Below are 20,406 nucleotides of genomic sequence, written 5' to 3'. Positions count from 1 at the left end.
TCGGCAACATTCAGTGAATTTGAGGACCTCCGGCAAAAAAATGTTGATAAAAGCGCGTTGTGTGCGTATAGAAGGAGTACAGCAAAAAAAGGAGTTGATTTTATGCTGATTGCAATTGACCATGGGAATAAACAGATCAAGACAGAGAATTGCCCTCCGTTTACCTCCGGGCTCCGGGAGAGCCTGACCCGGCCGCTTGGGGACATGGTAATTTTCTACGACGGGAAATATTACTCTCTGATGGATGAGCGCATCCCCTACCGGCGGGATAAAACGGAGGATGAACGATTCTTTATCTTGACCTTGTTCGCGATCGCGCGAGAATTGGACAAGCGTGGGACGTACTCCCCAAATGTCGTCCTGCCCATCCAGCTGGCAGTGGGACTCCCACCGGCGCACTACGGTTCTCAGTACGAGAAGTTTGAGTGGTACTTCAAAGAGCGCCGCAACGTCAATTTCACCTTTCAGGGACGGCCCTATTCCATTTTGATTACGGATGTGCTCTGCTTCCCCCAGGCCTATGCCGCGGCCTGCACGATGCTCACGCAGCTGTGTGATGAGCCGCGGGCGGTGGTTGTAGATATTGGGGGCTTCACTGCGGACTACTTACAGATCAAGTTTGGGGAAGGTCAGCTCAGCGCCAGCGATTCCCTGGAAAATGGAGTGATTCTTCTCTATAACCGGATCTTGTCCAAAGTCAACGCGGAATTCGATCTGCGGCTGGAGGAGAGTGACGTGGACGCGATTCTGGAGCGAAAAGGCGGGTATGCCCCTGCGCTTGCCGAGATGGTGGAGCGGGAGGCGGTCAGCTTTGTGGGCGACCTGTTTGGGACCCTGCGAGAGCGGGGGATGGATCTGCGCACCGGTCTGACCATCTTTACCGGTGGTGGGGCAATTCTTCTTCGGCGTATAATTGAAAACACAGGAAAGGTAGGGCGGTGCCTGTTCGTCACGGATATCAATGCCAACGCCAAAGGCTTTGCCAAGCTCTATCTGGCAACGGAGCAGGGGGCGTGAGAGCATGCCGGAGAAAAAGACACCAGGGCGGTTTACGATCAGCCTGAACCTGGAGGACCCGATCCAGCGGGAGGTGGCCGAGGTCATCAACCGTCAGGGGCCCAGGCGTAAGGCACAGTTTATCGTCAATGCGATTTCACACTACATCCATTGTTCAGAGACGCCGGTGATACAGCGAGCACTGGAGCCGGCCGCAGACAGTGCTGCCATCGAGGCGGTGATCCTCCATGTACTGGCGGAGAAAGGACTGCTCCGGGAGAAAGCGCAGCCGCAGAGAACTGCAGTGCCGGTTATGCCGGTCGAACAGGAAAAAGAGGTCCGCAGGCAGGCTGAGGAACTGCTGGGAGAAAAGGGAGTGAGTGCGATACAAAGCACCATAGCGGCCTTTCGGCAGCGGTGACAGCAAACTGGATATTTTGAGCAGCGGATCATGACGAAGAAAGATATATATTGACAGGAGTATGATTTATGCCATAATTTCAAATTGCGGCAGCTTTTCCGCTGCATGTCCGACTAAAGCGACTGCGGTGGTAAAATGAAGAATGTGAGGTATCAGGAAATGAATGATATTTTAAAATCCTCGGATTTTCAGCATCCAGACACCGGCGTCCCAATCTGCTTTGTGTGGGATGGAGTTGCGGAACTGCTCTGGCAGGAACCCTGCGAGGAGGTCTGCGAGCAGTGGGATGTACCCTCCAGTGAATATAACGAAACGGTGGATCTGTGTAAACGATGGGGAGAGCGTGCATGCGCCTCTCCGGCAGAAGCCAATCGTATCATTCAGAGCTGTTACCCGGAACTCATGGAAGATGGGATCTATTTCCCTGAAGATTAAAATTACGACGAAAGAATGCAGCTGCGGATGCTCTGAATCCGCAGCTGCATTCTTTTTGGAATAGCAGATTTTTCGCTTATATCGAGTGCTCCGGCCCGCCTGCGGCGGCTGGCTGGAACCGATGTGTCAGAAAGGCAACTTCACATCGCGGCCGAACAGTGCCAAGACAGACAGAGCATCATCCTTGCTGAGAGTTGGATAGGCCACACGCAAAACGGCGTACGCAATGATTTGGGCGGCGACCGACACATCTTCCTGGATGGTTGTCCGCATAACGTATTCAGAGCACTGCGGGTTATCTGCACAGGCCAATTTTGTCACTAAAGGTACACCCACCGCGAGTGCCGGGATACCGAGAGAATTTTTGGTCAGGGCAGTGCCCTGCAAAGCGGTGGTGATTCCGAAGTTGCTCACGTCAATTCTGGAGGATAGAGCGCTGACGTCTTGTGCCTGGGAGGCGTCGATCAAAAGGACGCAGGAGGCACCGCTCGCTTGCAGGAGCGCGGAAATATGGGTGGCTGTATCAAGATTCGTCTGCCCCAAAGTTCCAGGTGCCAGTGTCAACAGAGATGAAAACAAGGATGGGATACCGGCGGCTGAGATAGTATGTACAGGGATCAGGGAGGCAGTCAGCGGTCCGAGCCTGTCGTATACTGTCCAGACATTCCCGATTCCACAGACGCAGAGCGTTTCTCCCTGAAAAGGCTCCAAAAGAGGCACAAGGACCTCACGAAGGCACTCGCCGGCCTCACTGATCTCAAACAGATCGTGGAAGGAGCCCGTCTCAATGCACCATGTTGTACCAACAGGGAGGCCTACAAGTGCGCCTGCCTCCGCGGAGGTAATGCTGGTTACATGCACATCAAAGCCGCAGATCTTCTGCTGCTCCGTCTGGATATGGTCCTGCAAAGCATCAAAAATCATGGCTACTGATTCCCCACCTTACTGCTGCTTGGTATCGCACAGGCTTGGCATTGAACTGGCCTGGAGCCTGCGGAAGCGCGCAATGAATGCCGCCATCATTATAGCAGTCATTTGATAGTAACTCAACCAATTTGTATAGAAATAATTTCTATTAGAAATGAAAAGCCGTATACACTAGTAGAAAAGGAGGATACGGCTCATGGTTGATTTTTCTCAAAGACTCAGGAAGGTGAGACTGGATAATCATATGACTCAGGCACAGGTCGCCAAGAAGATCGGCGTCACTGCGTCTATGGTGTCTTCCTATGAAACGGACATCCGGCTGCCCTCTTATGATGTGCTGATCCGCATTGCAGATTTGTTTGGGGTATCGGTAGATTATCTGCTGGGCCGGGAGGAGAAACGCACACTGGATATATCCAGTCTGACAGATGAAGAGGCCGCGCTTGTCAGCGGAATCACAAATGTGTTCAAGCGTCATGGAGAATCGGAGCAGTGACCGTGCAATCTGGGATGTCCTGCGGACAGGAAAAGTCTTATTAGTCTCCGACCTGCTGCAGATGTTAAAATATATTTGCCGATTTGAGATTGCAGCAGATGGACAGACCCGGCAGTATATCATCCAATAAAACCCGTTCATCAAGTTTGAAAAATTTCTACAAATAATTTTGGACAGTCCATAATCTCCTCTTGTTTTCGTATTATATAATGAGAGAAACTGACGAACAGCGAGGCTGAGGAAATTATTTGGGTATGCCAATTATTAGGGAAAATAAAGGGTGAAAAACATGAAAAGAACGATGAGAAATAGTATACCGGCGGGCGATATGAAAATGCGGCGTCTAAAGGTGGTGTTCTCTCTTGCTCTGCTAATAGCTCTCACGGGATGTAATACGGAGAAGCAGACGATTGGGCTTTCAGCACGCGGAGACAGCTTTGACATCAGCAATACAGAAGGGGAAACGGTCAGCTGCCGCAGCGGGGACTTTTCGGGAGACATGGATTTGATCAATCAACAGATCTTTGAGGATGCTCCGGAATCTGCGGACAGGTATCTGTTGGAAACTGCTTTCAGCGACAGTTTTACCTATCAGTGCGAGGGAGATGGCGGGCAGCTCTTTGGAATTGTCTCCGATCCAAATTTGGACGTCAGCACAGAGGGTTATTTTGAGTACACCGTAAGCGGCATCGGTATGGAGACAATCACCGTTACTACGGATGGCGAAATGACTTTTTCCGGGAATGACGCATTCGCGGACATTGCCGGTTCCATGCCGTGCAAAAATTTGGGCGAACATGGTTTTATCCGCTTGTCTGCCGGCACTGCAGAAACGGCCACAGTCAGTATTGACGTGGAGAACAGCAAGATCCATTTTTCGGGGCTCTCTGCCGGAGACCTGGTCCTTTCCTATGCGGGAACGATATCCAATTCATTGCTTACGATTGAATTAAGCGCAGGCAGTGGGAGCATTGATTTCAGTGAGCTGGACATGGGTCAAATAATCCTCGCGGAGGATGGACATGAGGACCAGATCATCAAGGTTTAGCTGCTAAGGTAAAAGAAACACGTGGCAAGTGCTTCAGAAAGGATTCGCAGGTTGAAAGAGGCCGTTTTTGTGATTTTTTGCTTGTAATAGTAATCAATAGTAGAGGAAGCACTTGCTTTAGATAACTAAAAGTGGTACAATAAATGGTACAAAATATAGTACATGATATGGTGCATAATATGGATTGGAGGTGTATGGAATGATTGCGATTAACTTTTCGACGGCCCGGAGCCGGCTCAAGGCTCTCTGCGATAGAGTTACGGACAATGATGAAACTGTCATCGTGACACGAAAAGCAGAAAAAAATGTGGTAATCATCAGTGAGGAACGGTATAACGAGTTGGAGAAAGCTGAGCGGAATGCTGCATATCTGGGCAAGTTGGAGAGAGGGCTTGAACAGGTCCATGCAGGGTTTGGTATCACAAAGACAATGGAGGAACTGGAGGCAATGGCGGAAGATGGCACATAACATTACTTTCTCGCCGGATGCCTGGGCTGACTACCTTTACTGGCAGTCAGAGGATAAGAAAACACTAAAGCGGATCAACAAGCTGCTCCAGGAGCTGCAGCGGGATGGCGCAGTGCAGGGAATAGGCAAGAGTGAGATCCTGCGGAGAAAAAAGGGTATGAGCAAGCGGATCGACAAGGAGAACCGTCTGGAATATATAGTGGAGAATGACAGCATTGTGGTGTTGTCTTGCCGGGGCCATTATGAAGATTAAAAATAAGCGATGTGGTGCTCATGGCAAAGAAGGTGCTGCAGGTTAGTTATGAGGCGGAGTGTGATCGCATGATCTAGGACGGCTGGGATATTCACTGGGGGTAGGGGTGGACGTGCTGCGCCCAAATCGGCTCGGTGGGGCACTTGGCGTTCTGTTTCCTTTGAGTACAAGTCTGAAGGGGGTATATGCCAGGGCAGCCTAGGATTTTCTCGGCTTGTCTTTGAGAGCATGAGAGTAAGCTCCATAGAAAGAGGAGGGGAAAAGTTTTGGATAAAAAATTATTGTGGGTTGTTACAATACTGCTCATAACGGTACTGGTTTTGCAGTGTGTTTTAATAAAAAAGGTAGACAAGGTATATGAGGGCTTAGGTTCTGTTGGTGAATATTTATCTGAAAAAATAGACAAGACAATGGGAGAAGTATATGAAATACAAGATATTCTTGAAGAAATAAAAAATAGTGAAGATCGGGGGGAAGGGTAACCTTCCCCCCAATCTTCACTGCAATAAATTACCAGCGGTAATTGTCCTTATTCCAATCTGCTTTTGTTGCTGCAACAGTCCAGTTAATAGAACCTGATGCACCACCAGGGAGGCTTACAGAAAAACCAACCATTTTTCAGAAGTGCATCATCAGAAATGGATATAAAAAATTTTCTACAAATAAATTTTGGTGGTCCAAAATCACCCTCTTATTTCGTATTAAATAACAAAGAAAGGGGGGAAATTAAGACTGGTATTGGCTACGTTGGCATCTGAGAGAAATGTTGTAGAAATGGAGGGGGTCAAAATGAGAGGGATTCTTATGTGAAAGTAAGAGCAACGGGAACATTCGATACGGAGATACCCGGAAACAATTCCGTAAAGGCCATTAGCGTTTCTCTCTGAATGTTGGAGAGATGTTAACGGTTAAGGTGACCTGTTCTCCGCTTTCTAAGAGTGCAGATTTTGGTTGGATTGCTGTAAATAATTTGTTCTGCGAAGTGAATACGAAAAACGTTATCTTTGATGAATCAATCGGAGTAAACCAGAAAGGATTACATTTTAGCTGTAGGGGAAATTTTCCGGAATCAGTTTATGTATCTGGCTATATAAAGTATTAAAAGTAATTATCAACGATGGAGACAGTCAATGAAAAAAACTCACCTAAGTGCAATTTTAGTGTTGGGTGTATGCTGTATTTTAGTACTGGTACTGGGGGTAGTAAAAAGTCAAAATGACAGTAACACAGAAACATTAACGGAGCACTACTATGAAAAAATAAAAGAAATTAGAGAAGAATTTTCTTTTGAAGGATTTGCTGAGGTGATGCAGGATCGAACAAACATCATGGCGCTACCGATGGAATATCCCCAAATTAATGAAAACGGTATTTTTTTGGATTTACAAAAGTTGCTTGTATATAAAAATGATGTAACTGGGACAACTGTTTTTCTTCAGATAACCTGTGATCCAATGGTTTATACTGGAGAAAATCAATGGCTGAGTAGCATGAGTTATAGCGCAGAAATGTTTAATTTACTTAACATTGAAAGTTACGACACAAATACTCCAAAAGTGGAAATCGCATCAAATTCTTTTTCATATTGTGGAATAGTTTTTTCTACACTTGTTTTTTCAAATGAGAATTCAGAGCCAAGTGCAGCGGCAGTTTTGTTGGACTTCAGTAATAAATTAATTACCTTTTTAGTAGAAAAACAATAAGATGAAGGAGGAAACAAAATGAAACGACTGGTATCTATAATGGTAGTTTTGGCTTTTTGCCTTTCTGCACCATCTGTAATGGCGTATGAAAGAATTCCAGACAGTGTTTCATATAATGGCATTCTCCCTGATGGAACAAGTATTTATGAAAACGATTTACCTGAAAAAATAAATGTGCCTCAGAATCAGGAAGTTTCACCACTCGTATTCATTGGCTATAATTATGTTCCTGGATATGAGGAGTTAAAAAACCGTACTTATGTCCATGAGTATGCATATATCTGGGGAACAAGTGTGAATTTTGACGAAGGTGCAAGCCCATACTACAAAGTGTCGACAAGAAAATGGACTACAGAGGAGAATGAGTGGAATATTCGCGTACAAGGATCAGGAGATTTTGACATAAAGGCAGTAAAAGCAAGTTTGCTGCTAGAAGGGGACTATCATAACACAGAAACTGCTAGTATTGAAGTTAACGAGGAATGGTATTGTGAATTTGATAGTCCGGGACTGTATGAATTGACTTGGTACATGAGAGGACATAAGTATGATGCCTATTGTGGAGGAGAATATATAACGACGGACATGAATGATGGTAGATTTACTAAAGTATATCTTGGTACGGTGACTTTTGCTACAAAAGAAATTCACTTTGATATTTCTAAAATTTAGGAGAACTATGTAACAATTTGAGAGTCATATATAGTATGGAACCCGACAAATATGGAGATGTCGGGTTCCATATTAATATACCGGTTTATCTTTTAAACAATGATCGGATAAAATAAAAGCCGCCCTTGCGGGCGGCGCACTAAAAGTAAATGCTGTACCGGCGAATCTGCTCAAACAAGACGCGCTCTACTCGGGAGAGAATCTCCGGTGGGTAGAAATCAGCAAAAGACTCCAGGATCGAAGTAACGTCGCTTCGGGTAAAAGAGCACTGAAGGTGACTTCCATAGAGTGCATTAGCGGCATCTGCCTGCTCATCAAAGTCCAGTGAGAACGGCTTGGCCTGCACGCGGCCAATGCAGTGGTACACGTCATTGTCCAGTGGATAGTCGTTCAGGTCAGACAGCAGCGCCAGGCCGTTATCAAAGATAGGGCAGAACCGGTAGACGCCAGTCTTTTCGTTGCGGACGACTGCCAGGTTGTTGGTGTGCCGGTCCTCGTTGAGAAACAAACAGTCCAGCTCTAAAATGACGCTTAGATATGGGCCGAATCCCGTCAGGCCGGTGACGGATTCCACAAAATCCACGGTGTAGCGGATGCGGTCGGTTGTTTCCGGCAGAGCGGCGATTGACTCCGCCAGGCCGCGGCCGTGATAGGCCCGGTGCAGTCGCTCCAGCGGAACCAGCATCTCATCCTTGCCGCGAAAATTTTTGCTGACACAGCCGCACAGTGTGCGGCCACGGTATAAAATTTGAATCGGCTCATAGGAAACAAAATCCTGGAGGTTGGTTTTCTCCAGAAGTGATGAGACCAGGCATTCCACAAGAGCTTCGTAGCCCATATGATCTGCTTTATACCACCGGTTGCGGATCTGCCACTTTGGCTGATCACCTTTAGACGTGTGGCCCGCAGCCGGCACCAGAGCTGCGTCATCCAAATTGATCTGTTTCATGCGGGAGCTCCTCCTTCCGTGCGGTATTGAAATTTAAGCCAAAGATCGTCGTCAGCAGTCCGTCCCTTTGTTTTTTCCGCAATGCGCAATGGATCGTAGGTGTCTACGCCAATGTCATTGAGCGCCTCCTTCAGCATGCCGCGGGAAGCAGGAATACAGCGATCCTGCAGGAACTGCTGGAAATCTGTCCAGGTTGGGTGTTCGTTGGAGCCGAACGCGCGATGGAGCGGGTCCGGGGTCAGGTTGCAGATGTGAATTTTTTCCTCCAGAAAATCCACGTCGATCGTGGTACATGGCTTCTGGCGGTACATATAGGTGATGCGCATCGTATACGGCGCAGCCAGCGGGGTATGCAGATACTTGCCGACAATCTGCCTGGAGGTGCCGAACTTATTGGCGATTTGCTGTATCGTGGCACCGGCGACCTGAAGATCCCGCATCCGGGCGATTTCCTCGGCCCCGAATTTTCGCTTCCGCCCGGCATTGCGGGGATTCTGCTTCCGCGCCAGTTCAGCAATTTTGCGGAGCCGGTCCACATCATCGGTTCCGAATAGCTCCACACAAAGTTCTCGGTAATCTGTTCTGCTCAACTGACTCGCCTCCTCTATAAAGTATATGTAATTATTTTAATTTAATTACATTCTAAACGAAGTGAGCGGAAGTGTCAAGAGGAGATAGAGGAGAAAGGAGAGTGGCTGATAGTTGGCTCGGAAGAAGTCCCATTTGAAACGGGACAGGTGCTGTTGGTGTCCATGGCTGTTAGGGTCTGCTTTGCGATATTACAAAAGAGAAGAAAAGATGCTCAAGCAACTTGAAGGGACAGCAAATTAAACTGTAGGTTGCGGAGCTGTGCATATTGGCCTGTCGCTTCGGTACAATAGTGGTATCTGCATTTTTAGGAGGACACTGCTATGAGCCGAAAACCCACAATTTTACCTCCAGCCACATCCGCCGCTATGTCAGCTATCTGCAAGAGCAGGAGCGCGCCCCGGTCACCATTCAGAAGTACGTCCACGATCTCACCGCTTTGCTTTCTTGGATGAATGGCCAGCCCCTCACCAAGGCGGCGCTGATTGCCTGGAAAAAAGCTCTGACCGCCGACCACGCCCCGGCCACGGTCAACAGCATGGTCGCCGCCGTCAATGGCTTTCTCTCCTTTATGGGCTGGTGCGAGTGCAAAATCAAGTTGCTGAAAATCCAGAAGGCCATCTTCTGTGACCCCGACAAGGAGCTGACCCGCGCTGAGTACGCCCGCCTGGTCCGCGCCGCTGAGCAGAAGGAAAATCAGCGTCTTTCCCTCATCATCCAGACCATTTGCGCCACTGGCATCCGAGTGTCCGAGCTGCGCTATATCACCGTTCAGGCGGTGCAGACCGGCCGGGCCGAGGTCAGCAACAAGGGGAAGCGGCGCGCCGTCTTTCTCTCGGGCAAGCTGCGCCGACTTCTGCAAAAATATCTCCGGACACAAAAAATCACCGCCGGGGCGGTGTTCGTAACGCGCAGCGGGAAACCCGTTGATCGGAGCAACATCTGGCGGGATATGAAACGGCTGTGCGAGAGCGCCGGGGTTGAGCCGGAGAAAGTGTTTCCCCACAACCTGCGCCACCTGTTTGCCCGGACCTACTATGCCATGGAACGGGATTTGTCACGGCTGGCGGACATTTTGGGGTATTCTTCTGTCAATACCACCCGCATCTATACCGTGGAGAGCGGCGCGGTCCATGCCCGGCAGGTGGAGCGCATGTGGCTGGTCCTGACCACATAGTTTTCCTTTTGTTGTAATCCGGCCACGGAGGAAAACAGCTCCGCTGGTGCGGAGCTTCTTAAAACGTGTCGAAAATTGAAATATGCACGAATGTTGGCATGACAAAACTGGCGTGAGGAGCAATTCACCCTCGTTCACGCATGTCTGTGCTGGCGGGGACGAAATTATCTTGCGAATTTCCCAGCAAATATGTATAATTTTGTTATTGAAATATTTCTGTGCAGACGCAGCTACAACAAAAGGAAAAGTATGTGGTCAATGGTTTTTTCGGAGGTGTTTTCATGCTGGAATATCTGCGAAAGAGACAGGGAGAAGCCAAGGCACAGGAAACTGAGAAGGAACAGGCAGCCGTACCCGCCGGGGCGGGCAATCAGGCTATGCTCTCCATGCTGGAGGCGCAGGGGGAGAGGGGGGAGGTCCAGCCCGCCTCCGGGGGGACGCCCCTGGCCGAGGCCATGCGGGCGAAGTTTGAGCGGCATTTCGGCCTGCCCATGGACGATGTGCGGGTCCACCGCAATTCCGATGAGCCCGCCAAGTTTGACGCCGGGGCCTACACCTACGGCACAGACATTTTCATCGGGCCGGGGCAGGAGGATTTGCTGAACCATGAGATGACCCATGTGGCCCAGCAGAAGCTGGGGCAGGTGCGCCCCACGGGGATGGAGCACGGGATGGCCGTGAACCGCTCCCCGGCGCTGGAACACAGCGCCGACGCCGGGTCTGTGGCCCAGACGGCGGGGACTGCGGCGGGGCCGGTGGTGCAGTATGGAAAACCTAAAAAGGGCAAGGAGAGACGGGGGCGAAAATCTTCGGCAGCACCACCTGCTACACAACGAAGGGTGGCTGCAGCGGAACCGACGGTGCCAACGGAGTTATTAGCGCGAATATTTAGTTGTAGGGATGAAAAAGTAGGAGGCGGAGCATCGAGTGATGCTCGCTTCCAAAGGTTTATGAAGGAACACGAAAAACCTGAATGGCCCAAAGATAGTGAACGGATTTTGAGCCACGCTTTTTTAGGAACAGATGCAAAAACAAAAAAGAAAACTACAGATCCGGTTGGAATCCATGCATATTTAGTAGATGGGGCACGGAACGGAAGGATTCTGCCTGATGATGTTTATCCCGAACGTATCATTGGTGACCCCAGAGCGGTTCACGTTTTAGTTTGGCATCGTAAAGGTTCTGGCGGAAAAAAAGAGGAGAAACGAAAGAGCAGCACGATGTTTCCCATATCGGAATCTATGGAAGCTGCGGCAGCAGCATTCTTTGATGATACCTGTACAGGCAGAGAGAAAGTTGCTCGAGTAGGGGACACCAGATATCCAACCATGCGTCCTGAAACGATTGGACTTTCCGAAGATGAGTTTAGTGAATTGTTAACTGACCCGGATGACTTTATTGACCGAGTAAGCAGTAGTGCGACGAATAGAAAAAAATATGCTCAATTCATACATATGATTTATGAAAACGTGAGGTAGGGAATATAACAAGAGAAATAGGGGTGCGTTTGTAAAATGAAATCAAAAATACTCAAAAACTGGAATGCTTTTTTACTTTTCCTCGCCCTGTGCCTGAGCCTGCTGCCCGCCACGGCGCTGGCGGCGGGCGCACAAAGTGGACAAACGATTTATGTCGGCGGCAAAGAAGTGACAAGCGGCGGCTACTGGACGACGGACAGTGATGGAAGTGTCACCCAATACACCGAGGAAGGCACACCGTCAAACAACTATATCCATTATGACGCAGGCTACAATACCCTGACCCTGCACAACGCCACGATTAAAGAGGAAGTACCCTATAATACCAGCACTTATGTCGCTGGCGCTGCCATTGGCGTGCACAATCAGAACGGCGCTGCGGAGTTGACAATCACATTGGAGGGCACCAATACAATCGCAGAGGTCGGCAAGGGGATCTATGTGTTGGCCAATTCTACTGGCGGCGCCACCCTGACCATCACGGGCGACGGCAGTCTGGATGCCAGCGCCAGTCAGACTGGCATCTGGGTTCAGAGCAACAACGGCAATGGCGCTTTGTTTATCCAGAACGCCAAGGTTGAAGCAACGGGGACCAATACCGCCGGCTATGGTGTTAATGTGCAATCCAGCAATAGTTCGACCGCCGCTCTGACTGTGGACGGCGGCAGCCTGACTGCCAGCGGGTCTCCAGGGATTCTATATGATTCTATCGGCAGTGGTACCGTTCCTAAAACTACGGCCTTAACCATCAGCAACAGTGCCATCGTGGACGCAAGAAATGGCGAAATCGGTGCCGGAAGTACTACAAATCTCCAGCCAGTGTCCCCTTCCGGCGAGGGCATCGTCTTTAACGGCGACGAGGGCACCGTGTACGGCAATGTGACCTTGCAGGAGGATTTGACCATCGGCGAGGGCGAGAGCCTGACGCTGGACGATGGTGCAGCCCTGGCCGCAGGCGGCCACAACGTGATCGTGGACGGTGGCACGGTGGACGAAGATATCACGACCAGCCTGGGCGACAGCGTGAAGTATCCGCCGACCATTACAACTGCAAGCCTGCCGAACGGCGAGGTGGGTACGACCTATAATCAGACCCTTGAAGCTACCGGCTCTGACACCATTACATGGAGCGTCACCAGCGGTTCTCTGCCCGCGGAATTGAGCTTGAATGGAAATATGATCTCCGGCACGCCCACAGCACAAGGGGAAAGCACCTTCACTGTGGAGGCTGAAAATGACTACGGCAACGACAGCACGCAGTTTACGCTGACGATTGAAACGGCAGCTTATGTCCCAGTTAATAGTGTGTCGCTTAGTCCAAGCACATTGAACTTGGTGGAGAACGAAACAGGCACCCTCACCGCTACGGTGGAGCCGTCCGACGCCACCAACAAAAACGTGACGTGGGAAAGTAGCAACACAAGCATTGCCGCCGTGGACGCGACCGGCAAAGTGACCGCCATAGGTGCGGGCACCGCAACCATCACCGTCACCACAGCTGACGGCGGCAAAACCGCCACCTGTGTCGTGACCGTGACGGCCGCGACGGTTCCTGTTACCGGAGTGACACTGAACAAAACCAGCACCAGCCTCTATGTGGGCGACACCGAGATCCTCACCGCTACGGTGGAGCCGTCCGACGCCACCAACAAAAACGTGACGTGGAGCAGTGATGATACAAGCGTTGCCACCGTGGACGCAAGCGGCCGCGTCACCGCCGTGAGTGCGGGCACCGCCACCATCACTGTCACCACGGAGGACGGCACAAAGACCGCCACCTGCACCGTGACCGTCACAGTCCCTGTCACCGGCGTGACCCTCAGCCAGACCCAGGCGTCCCTGTACTACAACCGCACCCCCAACACCCTGACCCTCACGGCCACGGTGGCCCCCGACAACGCCACCAACAAGGCGGTGACCTGGACCAGCAGTGACAGCGCTGTGGCCACCGTGGACCAGAACGGCGTTGTCACCGCCTTGGCCCGCGGCACCGCCGTCATCACCGCCGCAGCGGCGGACGGAAGCGGGGCAAGCGCCTCCTGCACCGTCACCGTCTCCCGGTACAGCTCCGGCGGAGGCAGTTCCAGCAGTTCCACCTCCCTCAGCGACCAAGCCATCGACGACATCCAGGACGCCCGGCCCGGCGACACGGTGGAGATCACCCTGCGCCCCGGCCGCACCACCCTGGAGCGGGAGGTGTTTGAGGCGCTGGCCGGCCAGGACATCACCCTGGAGATCGACGCCGGGGACGGCGTGCTCTGGACGGTCAACGGCCTGGACATCCCGGAGGACACCCGCCTCCACGACCTGGACCTGGACGTGGACCTGGGGGACAGCGATATTCCCGCCACGGTCCTCAACGCCGTCACCGGCGAGATCGGCGCCGTCCAGCTATCCCTGGCCCACGACGGGCAGTTCGGATTCACCATGACCCTCTCCGCCCCGTTAGGCCGGGACAACGCCGACTACTGGGCCAACCTCTACTGGTTCAACGAGGGGACAGAGGAGCTGGAGTTCCAGCAGGCCGCCCGGATCGCCAGAGACGGCACGGCGGAGTTCGAACTGGACCACGCCTCCGACTACGCCATCGTCATCGACGACAGGAGCCACGAGCCGGTGGACCTGCCCTTCAACGACGTGCCGGAGGGCTACTGGGCCTATGACGCCATCCAGTACGTCTACGGCGAGGGCCTGATGGCGGGCACCAGCGGCTCCACCTTCAGCCCGGAGGGCGCCACCACCCGGGGGCAGATCGTCACCATCCTGTGGCGGCTCTCCGGCAGCCCGGTTGTCAACTACCTGATGGACTTTGACGACGTGGACCCGGCGGCCTACTACGCAGAGGCCATCCGCTGGGCCACCTCCGAGGGCATCGCCGGGGGCTATGGAAACGGCAGTTTCGGCCCCGACGATCCCATCACCCGGGAGCAGCTGGCGGTGATGCTCCACCGCTACGCCCAGCACCAGGGCTACGACGTGTCCATCGGCGAGAACACCAACATCCTCAGCTACGCCGACGCCTTTACTGTGTCCGAGTACGCCGTCTCCGCCCTCCAGTGGGCCTGCGGCGCGGGGATCATCAGCGGCACCGGCGACGGCAGCACCTTATCCCCAGGTGGCTCCGCCACAAGGTCACAAGTTGCCATGATCCTCATGCGATTCTGTCAGGAGTTTGTGGAAGAAGCAAACTGACATATAAAATCTGAAACAACAAGAAAAGGCCGGAGGAACTTCCTCCGGCCTTTTCTGCTATTAAACAGGGTTCACCTTCAAAATTTTTGTTGAAAAGGAAGCTGATTTTTCGTATAGGAAAAATACAGAACGGAGGAATCCATATGAACACGACTACACTTTATACTTGTACGGGTCATCTGCAGGTCAAACAGACGCAGAAGAACGAGCGCTACCCGGTTGTGATTCTGAATCGGAGAGAGTACCTGCTGACGCCGATGGAATTGGTGCTGTGGAGCCGGCTGTGCTGGCGCTTTCGGGACCAGAAACATCTGTGGAGTGAATACGAAGCGGCGGCAAAAGAGGCGGGGCTTCCGGCACGGGAGCGGGAGGAAGAAGCATTTCGCCGTGCGTTGAAACATCTTATGTCCCGGGGGCTGATTGCGGCGGGGGAGGGGGAGTGCCAGGTGGACGCCCTTTATGATCTTGTGAGCAATCTCTATATCTCGCCCATCAGCGACAGCTTTTGGAATCGGCTGTCACTGGCCTCAAAACTCATGGCGAATGGACGGGCCACACCGGCCGCTGTGAAATCCATTTTGAAAAAGGACTGTACCACGGAGCAGGAGGCGCGAATTTTAGCGCTGTCCGGCCAGACACTCTTATCCACTGCCGAACTGGTCAAATGCGAGGAGTGCGGCGTGCTGGATGTATCCAGCGGTGAAAAGGTGCTGTCTTCTCTCTACTACGATGATACCACAACCTGCTATAATATTGCGCACCTCATGAGTGAAAGCCCGGTGAGGGACGCCGTTGTATTGGCGGTGTCCAACCTATATCTGCGTAAGCAGATCGTGTTTCAAAGAGGCTGCCTATGATGGAATTGATCAAAATGTGGCCGACAGTTCTGATTCATCGGTGGGGACTTACCATTGCGGCGGGATTTGGTTTTCTCCTGGTGGGCGTTGCCGTCTGGATGGCGACCCAGGACCGTATTATGTTGCTGCTCAGCGGGACAGTTTTTCTTCTCTCCCTTGGGCGGGCGGCTCTGCTGTTCCGGTGCTTTGTATTGGGCAATTATACTGTGCTTGAGGGGGTATGTGTCCAGATTACCCCGCTGCCGCTCCAGAAGTGCAGAAAGGTGAGGCTGTTGGGTGCGGATGAAGAGGAACTATCCCTGTGTATTGGAAGACAGTACACGATGCAGGTAGGGGAGCGTTACCGGTTCTATCTTCAGCGCCAGAGCGGCGTATCCCTCCCAGGGACATGGCTCGCCGCAGCTTTTTCTACCGGAAATCTGCTCGGCGTGGAAAGAGTTGAGGACAATTCGGGATAATCTTGCCCGAATACGCGGAATTTGCAGAAATCAGGCGTGCTTTCCCCTTTTTAATAGATGTAATGGGAAAGGAGGCTTAGCCATGTATAAACCCAGAACCATTGAGCAGTTCAAAATCATGGAGTACATCAAGGATAATTTCCACATGGAGTGCCTGTTGGTGGCCCCGGTCTCTCGCTCCAGCCTGATGATCCAAGATGAAATCGGAGACCGCATGGCATTCCAGTGGATGGACGGACATGTTTTAGAAGCGCCGCTTCCTACGCCGGCGTCTAATCAGGAGCACCTCGCATTCATCAAGGCATTTTGGGCCGATCCGCGGCACCCGCAGTTCATGAGCTTTGACGACCTTACCACTTGGTGGCTCAATAATCCTACCCCGCTGACCCACCAGCAGATTCTGAACCTGCCTGATGACCTCTATTGCCGCTATCTCGAGTGTGAACAGCTGCTGGAGCTTGACGATGTTCTGACCATGGTGATGAAGGAACGGATCACACAGACGGAGTATCAGGATATCAGACTCTGGTTCCTGAACGGACATAATGGCGGGAACTGGCTGGGGCTTGTTGGTGTGGACGGCGATGGAGACAGGTATGACTTGGTGTTCAATTATGGTACATCGGCTGAGATGCGGTATCACTTCTATGTTGAAGACGGCGAAGACGGAATCTGAACATGGGAAAAGCGTAGTTTGCCTTGCGGAATACTATATATAGAAATATGAACTTGACAAACACATAATATTGTGGTATCCTGACGCTGTAATTGATTATTGTGCGTGTCCTTCGGGATGGCAGACCACCCGGTTTGTCCCGCAGGAGAGATCCTGCATTGCACACGTTGTTAAGTTTGTATTCAAGTGTCAGTAGTACGACTGCGCCCATTGCGGGATGCAGTTGAATTACTGGCACTTTTTATATATAGAATACAGCCGCAAGGCAGAAAGGAGTGAAATGAGTTTTATTCATGTTGTGGGGCGTGTGACCACGGAGTTGGAGTTGAAGGTGAGCCTGAAGGGGACCCCCTATGTCCGCTTTTCACTGGAAGAACGCACCGGAAATGCACCGGCGCAGCTTTTTCAGGTATGGGCATACGGATGGGAGGCCGAGCATCTGGTCAAGCGAGACTTGAGGCCGGGCTGCATCCTGGAAGTAAACGGCCCGCTCTTGGTTGAGGAGTACACGGCAAAGGACGGGTATACACCAGGAATCCGGCTCAAAATCATCTATCGTGATGGCAGGCTGATCCTCCGGCAAAAGCCGAACTCAAATTCTCAAAGGACGTCTACAACCCACGCGGTCTCACCGGCTTCGGAGTCCACCCTTCCACCGGAAGGAATGCGGATTGACGGAGAGCGGGAACCGCTGCCGGAGTGATCTCCGGTACAAAAGGGACTGTGTCATGTTTTCAGAAGCGACGCTGAAAACAGGCACAGTCCCTTTTTTGTTTTCAGTTAGAAAAGGAAAGGTGGAGTGTATGTGAAAGTATATGAAAGGCTGTGGTGCAGCGTCTCCGTTCTCGTTGGCGCTGTACTCGCGGTATTTGCCTTCGTTCCAGGAGCTTGGAGAACCGGCATTCTGCTGCTTGTGTTTGCCGTGTGGGGGATCTGGGTGTTCATGATTATTCTGCGTCCACGCATCGCATGGAGGCGCGCCCAGAGAAATTTCCTCGGGCGGAGACGGTCGACCGGAGACGGGCAGGCCAGGTTTCGGGCCGAAGAGACTATGGTGAAACATGTGAACTACCGCATTTCAGCCCGCCTCCATTCCGCTTACCCGGACGCTTCCTGGGAGTGGGAGACAAAAGATCCCGCGCGCCTTATTGTTCGCGGCGGAAAGGGACGGCTCCTGCTCCACGGCGTACCGGATTACAACTATGCGGAAGTGGATCTGCGGCCGAACGGTTGTATGGAGTGCAGTCTTCTCCGCGTGGTTCCTGTTCCTTCCGAACATGATTTGAAGGAAGAAACGCCAAGGGCAGATGAGCAGTTCAATCCCCAGGTATGGTTTGAGATCCAAGGTCGGCAGGTCTTGGAAGAGCTGATTGCTGACCTCGATTCACGGGGCCACAACAGCCTGATCATGAACGAGGATGGCAGCGTCACAGTGGAGGGCGAATTTGACGACAAGGCTGTTCCGGCCTTTACCAGCTTCCCAAGCAAGGTCCACTGGCCGCAGACGGTCCGAGTTTTGGAAAGCGAGGGTTACGCTGCGGATGTGGACGGTGAAGCCATCCGAGTTACCTGGTGAGTCGGTGTGACGGAGAAAGGAAGTGAATGAACGCCATGATTGAGCGTTTGACCTTGGAGGAACTGGCCCAGACACTGGTGCAGCAGAGCGAGGTCAAGCAGGATTACTTGGTTGACTCAACCCGAATGGTGATGGAGGCGTACGGAGGGACGCCGGTTCTGCGGGTCCTAGACTATTCCGGCGGGGACTGTATGGAGCCGCTGGAGCTCACCTCCACAGCCCATAAGCAGCTGGGGGCGTACCTAAAGATTCCGGCCAGTTATTATGACCGGATGCTGAGGGAGGCCACCGATCTGCTGACGACCAATGTGAATAACTGGCTGAACCGGACCGCGGAGGTAAAATTGCTTCGTACCATGGACGGCACCGCCAGGGCCGTGCTGAGTAACCGCTACTGGTGTGTAGACCATCTGAATCTACTCCAGATGGTAATTCCCGTACTCGGCCACATGCCCGGCATCAGCGTGCTGGACTGCGGTTTGTCGGAGACACGCATGTATGTCAAGGTTACCAGCGAACGGCTCAAAGAAGATGTTGTCCCGGGAGATACCGTTCAATACGGGCTCATCATTACTAACAGCGAGGTGGGGATGGGAGCTATCACCATTCAGCCTTATCTCTACCGGCTGGTCTGCAGCAACGGGATGGTGAGCGGTGAACGGATCGGGGACGGCACGCGACGAATCCACAAGGGCTGTACGATGGAATTGAACGGCCCCATGCAGGTCTATCATCCGCCGGAGCTGACTCTGAGGGACAAGTTTGCAGAGCAGTTTCAAAACAGTGTGAAGATGGCTGCGGAAGAGAGCAAATTCGGCGAGATCCTGGATATGATGCGGCGCGCAGCACAAGCAAACATCGAGACAGAGGAGCTGCCCGGTCTGCTGAAGCTGGTCGGGACTGCCGTGGGAATCCGAGAGCCGGAACAGCAGCATGTGCTTTCCCATCTGCTGGAGGTCGGAGACATGACCCTCTACGGTCTGGCAAACGCAGTCACCCGATACGCTCAGGATGTGGACAGCTACGACAGAGCAATACAGCTCGAATCAGCGGGGTACGACCTGATCGCCATGCCCCTGCGTCAATGGAACCATTTCAATCAGGCCGCGGCGCTTCAGGCCGCCGCATAAAATGAAGGAGGACTACTATGTATAATCAGACGAATTTGGCAGTTGCGGAAGAGCAGGACATCGTGTTCCGATTCCCGGACGTAGATGCCTCCGCAGACTTTTCCAAGGAGGACATGGAAGACGATATTGACGGTCTCCACCTCTCGTTCCCCAGGGCGAAGATCGCCGGCGGCGGGACCACGGTGTTTGAGCTGCCCAGCGACGACGCCTCAAAGCCGGAACATGTGGGCAAGCTGGAGGGTGTTATTCTTTTCCATCACCCGGTCAATGGCTACTGGGTAGGCGATTCTGCGGACGAAGATAACGCGCCGTTGTGTACTTCCATGGATGGTAAGACTGGATATGGAGAGCCCGGCGGAGCCTGTGCCCAGTGCTATCTGAACCGGTTTGGAAGCAGCGAAGATGGGCGTGGAAAAGCCTGCAAGAATCAGCGGTGCCTGTATCTGCTGCGGGATGGAGAGTTTATGCCGATTCAGCTGTATCTGCCCCCGACCAGTCTGAAGGCGTTCAGCCAGTTCATGAACATTGCGTTTCTGCGTCGTAACCGGGCCAGCTACGGCAGTGTGGTTGAGCTGACGCTTCATCGAGAGGAAAAGCCGAAGCCCCATGCGGTGGTAGATTTCCGCAAGGTGCGTGACTTTGTTGGCGTGGAATTGGCACAGGCCAAAGCATACTCCAATGCCTTCAGAAATCAGACGAAGAAAATGCTGGAGGAGCGTGTTCAGATTATCAAGGATCAGCAGGATGACGGCTGTGACTATGATGGCTTTGGAAAGAAAGGGAAGAACGGCGGCTTTGTTATCCAGGACGGTGTCAGTGCAGATGAAGATCTGGGCGAACTGCCCCTTTGAACTGCGGGGGGCGAAACGACGCATCTGACTGGAGCCAGTAACACAGCGTGGCAG

At 52.3% G+C, this 20,406-nt stretch carries 23 protein-coding genes; 20 read left to right on the top strand and 3 right to left on the bottom strand.

Features of this window, described 5'->3' with window-relative positions; genetic code table 11:
* The first annotated feature begins 102 nt into the window (after positions 1-102).
* From B5F19_RS05320 to B5F19_RS17065, 3 genes are all read left to right on the top strand, one after another.
* Entirely contained in the window at positions 103-1,017 is a 915-nt protein-coding gene (locus B5F19_RS05320) for a ParM/StbA family protein (protein ID WP_087288705.1), read from the top strand.
* Between the two features lie 4 nt (positions 1,018-1,021).
* Positions 1,022-1,417, top strand: a complete 396-nt coding sequence (locus B5F19_RS05315; RefSeq protein ID WP_087288704.1) for a hypothetical protein — start codon at positions 1,022-1,024, stop codon at positions 1,415-1,417.
* A gap of 159 nt (positions 1,418-1,576) precedes the next feature.
* Positions 1,577-1,852, top strand: coding sequence for a hypothetical protein (locus B5F19_RS17065; protein WP_140394164.1), 276 nt, complete (start codon positions 1,577-1,579; stop codon positions 1,850-1,852).
* A gap of 126 nt (positions 1,853-1,978) precedes the next feature.
* Here B5F19_RS17065 and B5F19_RS05310 read toward each other — a convergent pair whose 3' ends face one another.
* A complete protein-coding gene (locus B5F19_RS05310; RefSeq protein WP_087288703.1) occupies positions 1,979-2,776 on the bottom strand; it encodes a GPR endopeptidase in 798 nt (265 codons plus the stop codon).
* 199 nt (positions 2,777-2,975) lie between these two features.
* Here B5F19_RS05310 and B5F19_RS05305 point away from each other — a divergent pair, with 199 nt between their 5' ends.
* The 7 genes from B5F19_RS05305 to B5F19_RS17055 all read left to right on the top strand — a co-directional run bounded on the left by B5F19_RS05305 (position 2,976) and on the right by B5F19_RS17055 (position 7,420).
* Entirely contained in the window at positions 2,976-3,275 is a 300-nt protein-coding gene (locus tag B5F19_RS05305) for a helix-turn-helix transcriptional regulator (protein WP_087288702.1), read from the top strand.
* Positions 3,276-3,564: 289 nt separating this feature from the next.
* Entirely contained in the window at positions 3,565-4,323 is a 759-nt protein-coding gene (locus B5F19_RS05300; RefSeq protein WP_087288700.1) for a hypothetical protein, read from the top strand.
* Between the two features lie 199 nt (positions 4,324-4,522).
* Positions 4,523-4,792 (top strand): type II toxin-antitoxin system Phd/YefM family antitoxin, encoded by a 270-nt coding sequence (locus tag B5F19_RS05295; protein WP_087288698.1) that lies wholly within the window; start codon positions 4,523-4,525, stop codon positions 4,790-4,792.
* Entirely contained in the window at positions 4,782-5,045 is a 264-nt protein-coding gene (locus B5F19_RS05290) for a Txe/YoeB family addiction module toxin (RefSeq protein WP_087288695.1), read from the top strand. Before B5F19_RS05295 ends, B5F19_RS05290 begins: the two co-directional genes overlap by 11 nt.
* 266 nt (positions 5,046-5,311) lie before the next feature.
* Positions 5,312-5,527, top strand: a complete 216-nt coding sequence (locus B5F19_RS05285) for a hypothetical protein (protein ID WP_087288693.1) — start codon at positions 5,312-5,314, stop codon at positions 5,525-5,527.
* A 648-nt stretch (positions 5,528-6,175) separates the two neighbouring features.
* Positions 6,176-6,748, top strand: coding sequence for a hypothetical protein (locus tag B5F19_RS17060; RefSeq protein WP_140394163.1), 573 nt, complete (start codon positions 6,176-6,178; stop codon positions 6,746-6,748).
* Between the two features lie 18 nt (positions 6,749-6,766).
* A complete protein-coding gene (locus B5F19_RS17055) occupies positions 6,767-7,420 on the top strand; it encodes a hypothetical protein (protein WP_140394162.1) in 654 nt (217 codons plus the stop codon).
* Between the two features lie 139 nt (positions 7,421-7,559).
* On the opposite strand, the gene B5F19_RS05280 is transcribed toward B5F19_RS17055, so the two are convergent.
* Both B5F19_RS05280 and B5F19_RS05275 read right to left on the bottom strand, forming a co-directional pair.
* Positions 7,560-8,369 (bottom strand): hypothetical protein, encoded by an 810-nt coding sequence (locus B5F19_RS05280; RefSeq protein WP_087288691.1) that lies wholly within the window; start codon positions 8,367-8,369, stop codon positions 7,560-7,562.
* Entirely contained in the window at positions 8,366-8,959 is a 594-nt protein-coding gene (locus B5F19_RS05275) for a helix-turn-helix domain-containing protein (protein WP_087288690.1), read from the bottom strand. The genes B5F19_RS05280 and B5F19_RS05275 overlap by 4 nt, the downstream gene beginning before the upstream one ends.
* Positions 8,960-9,315: 356 nt before the next feature.
* Between B5F19_RS05275 and B5F19_RS05270 the strand changes: the two genes are divergently transcribed.
* The 10 genes from B5F19_RS05270 (at position 9,316) to B5F19_RS05225 (ending at position 20,352) form a co-directional block, all read left to right on the top strand.
* On the top strand, positions 9,316-10,134 hold the full coding sequence (locus B5F19_RS05270; RefSeq protein ID WP_242972710.1) for a tyrosine-type recombinase/integrase: 819 nt from the start codon (positions 9,316-9,318) through the stop codon (positions 10,132-10,134).
* Positions 10,135-10,415: 281 nt separating this feature from the next.
* Positions 10,416-11,612: a DUF4157 domain-containing protein gene (locus B5F19_RS05265; RefSeq protein ID WP_242972707.1), complete on the top strand. Its 1,197-nt coding sequence runs from the start codon at positions 10,416-10,418 to the stop codon at positions 11,610-11,612.
* A 36-nt stretch (positions 11,613-11,648) separates the two neighbouring features.
* Complete coding sequence (locus tag B5F19_RS05260) at positions 11,649-14,804, top strand: Ig-like domain-containing protein (RefSeq protein ID WP_087288686.1); 3,156 nt, start codon at positions 11,649-11,651, stop codon at positions 14,802-14,804.
* Positions 14,805-14,947: 143 nt separating this feature from the next.
* Entirely contained in the window at positions 14,948-15,661 is a 714-nt protein-coding gene (locus tag B5F19_RS05255; RefSeq protein ID WP_087288684.1) for a hypothetical protein, read from the top strand.
* The gene (locus tag B5F19_RS05250; protein WP_087288682.1) at positions 15,658-16,119 is read left to right on the top strand and encodes a hypothetical protein; all 462 of its coding nucleotides are present in this window, start codon (positions 15,658-15,660) and stop codon (positions 16,117-16,119) included. The genes B5F19_RS05255 and B5F19_RS05250 overlap by 4 nt, the downstream gene beginning before the upstream one ends.
* 82 nt (positions 16,120-16,201) lie before the next feature.
* Entirely contained in the window at positions 16,202-16,795 is a 594-nt protein-coding gene (locus B5F19_RS05245; RefSeq protein ID WP_087288680.1) for a hypothetical protein, read from the top strand.
* A 280-nt stretch (positions 16,796-17,075) separates the two neighbouring features.
* A complete protein-coding gene (locus B5F19_RS05240) occupies positions 17,076-17,498 on the top strand; it encodes a single-stranded DNA-binding protein (protein WP_162612526.1) in 423 nt (140 codons plus the stop codon).
* A gap of 102 nt (positions 17,499-17,600) precedes the next feature.
* Positions 17,601-18,371: a hypothetical protein gene (locus B5F19_RS05235; RefSeq protein WP_140394161.1), complete on the top strand. Its 771-nt coding sequence runs from the start codon at positions 17,601-17,603 to the stop codon at positions 18,369-18,371.
* A gap of 35 nt (positions 18,372-18,406) precedes the next feature.
* Positions 18,407-19,501 (top strand): DUF932 domain-containing protein, encoded by a 1,095-nt coding sequence (locus B5F19_RS05230; RefSeq protein ID WP_162612525.1) that lies wholly within the window; start codon positions 18,407-18,409, stop codon positions 19,499-19,501.
* Between the two features lie 17 nt (positions 19,502-19,518).
* Positions 19,519-20,352: a hypothetical protein gene (locus B5F19_RS05225; RefSeq protein WP_087288672.1), complete on the top strand. Its 834-nt coding sequence runs from the start codon at positions 19,519-19,521 to the stop codon at positions 20,350-20,352.
* The last annotated feature ends 54 nt before the right edge of the window (positions 20,353-20,406 follow it).

Source organism: Pseudoflavonifractor sp. An184, from assembly GCF_002160305.1.
Taxonomy (GTDB): domain Bacteria; phylum Bacillota; class Clostridia; order Oscillospirales; family Oscillospiraceae; genus Lawsonibacter; species Lawsonibacter pullicola.
Note: the sequence above shows the minus strand (reverse complement) of the source record. Positions and strands in the feature narration are given on the sequence as shown.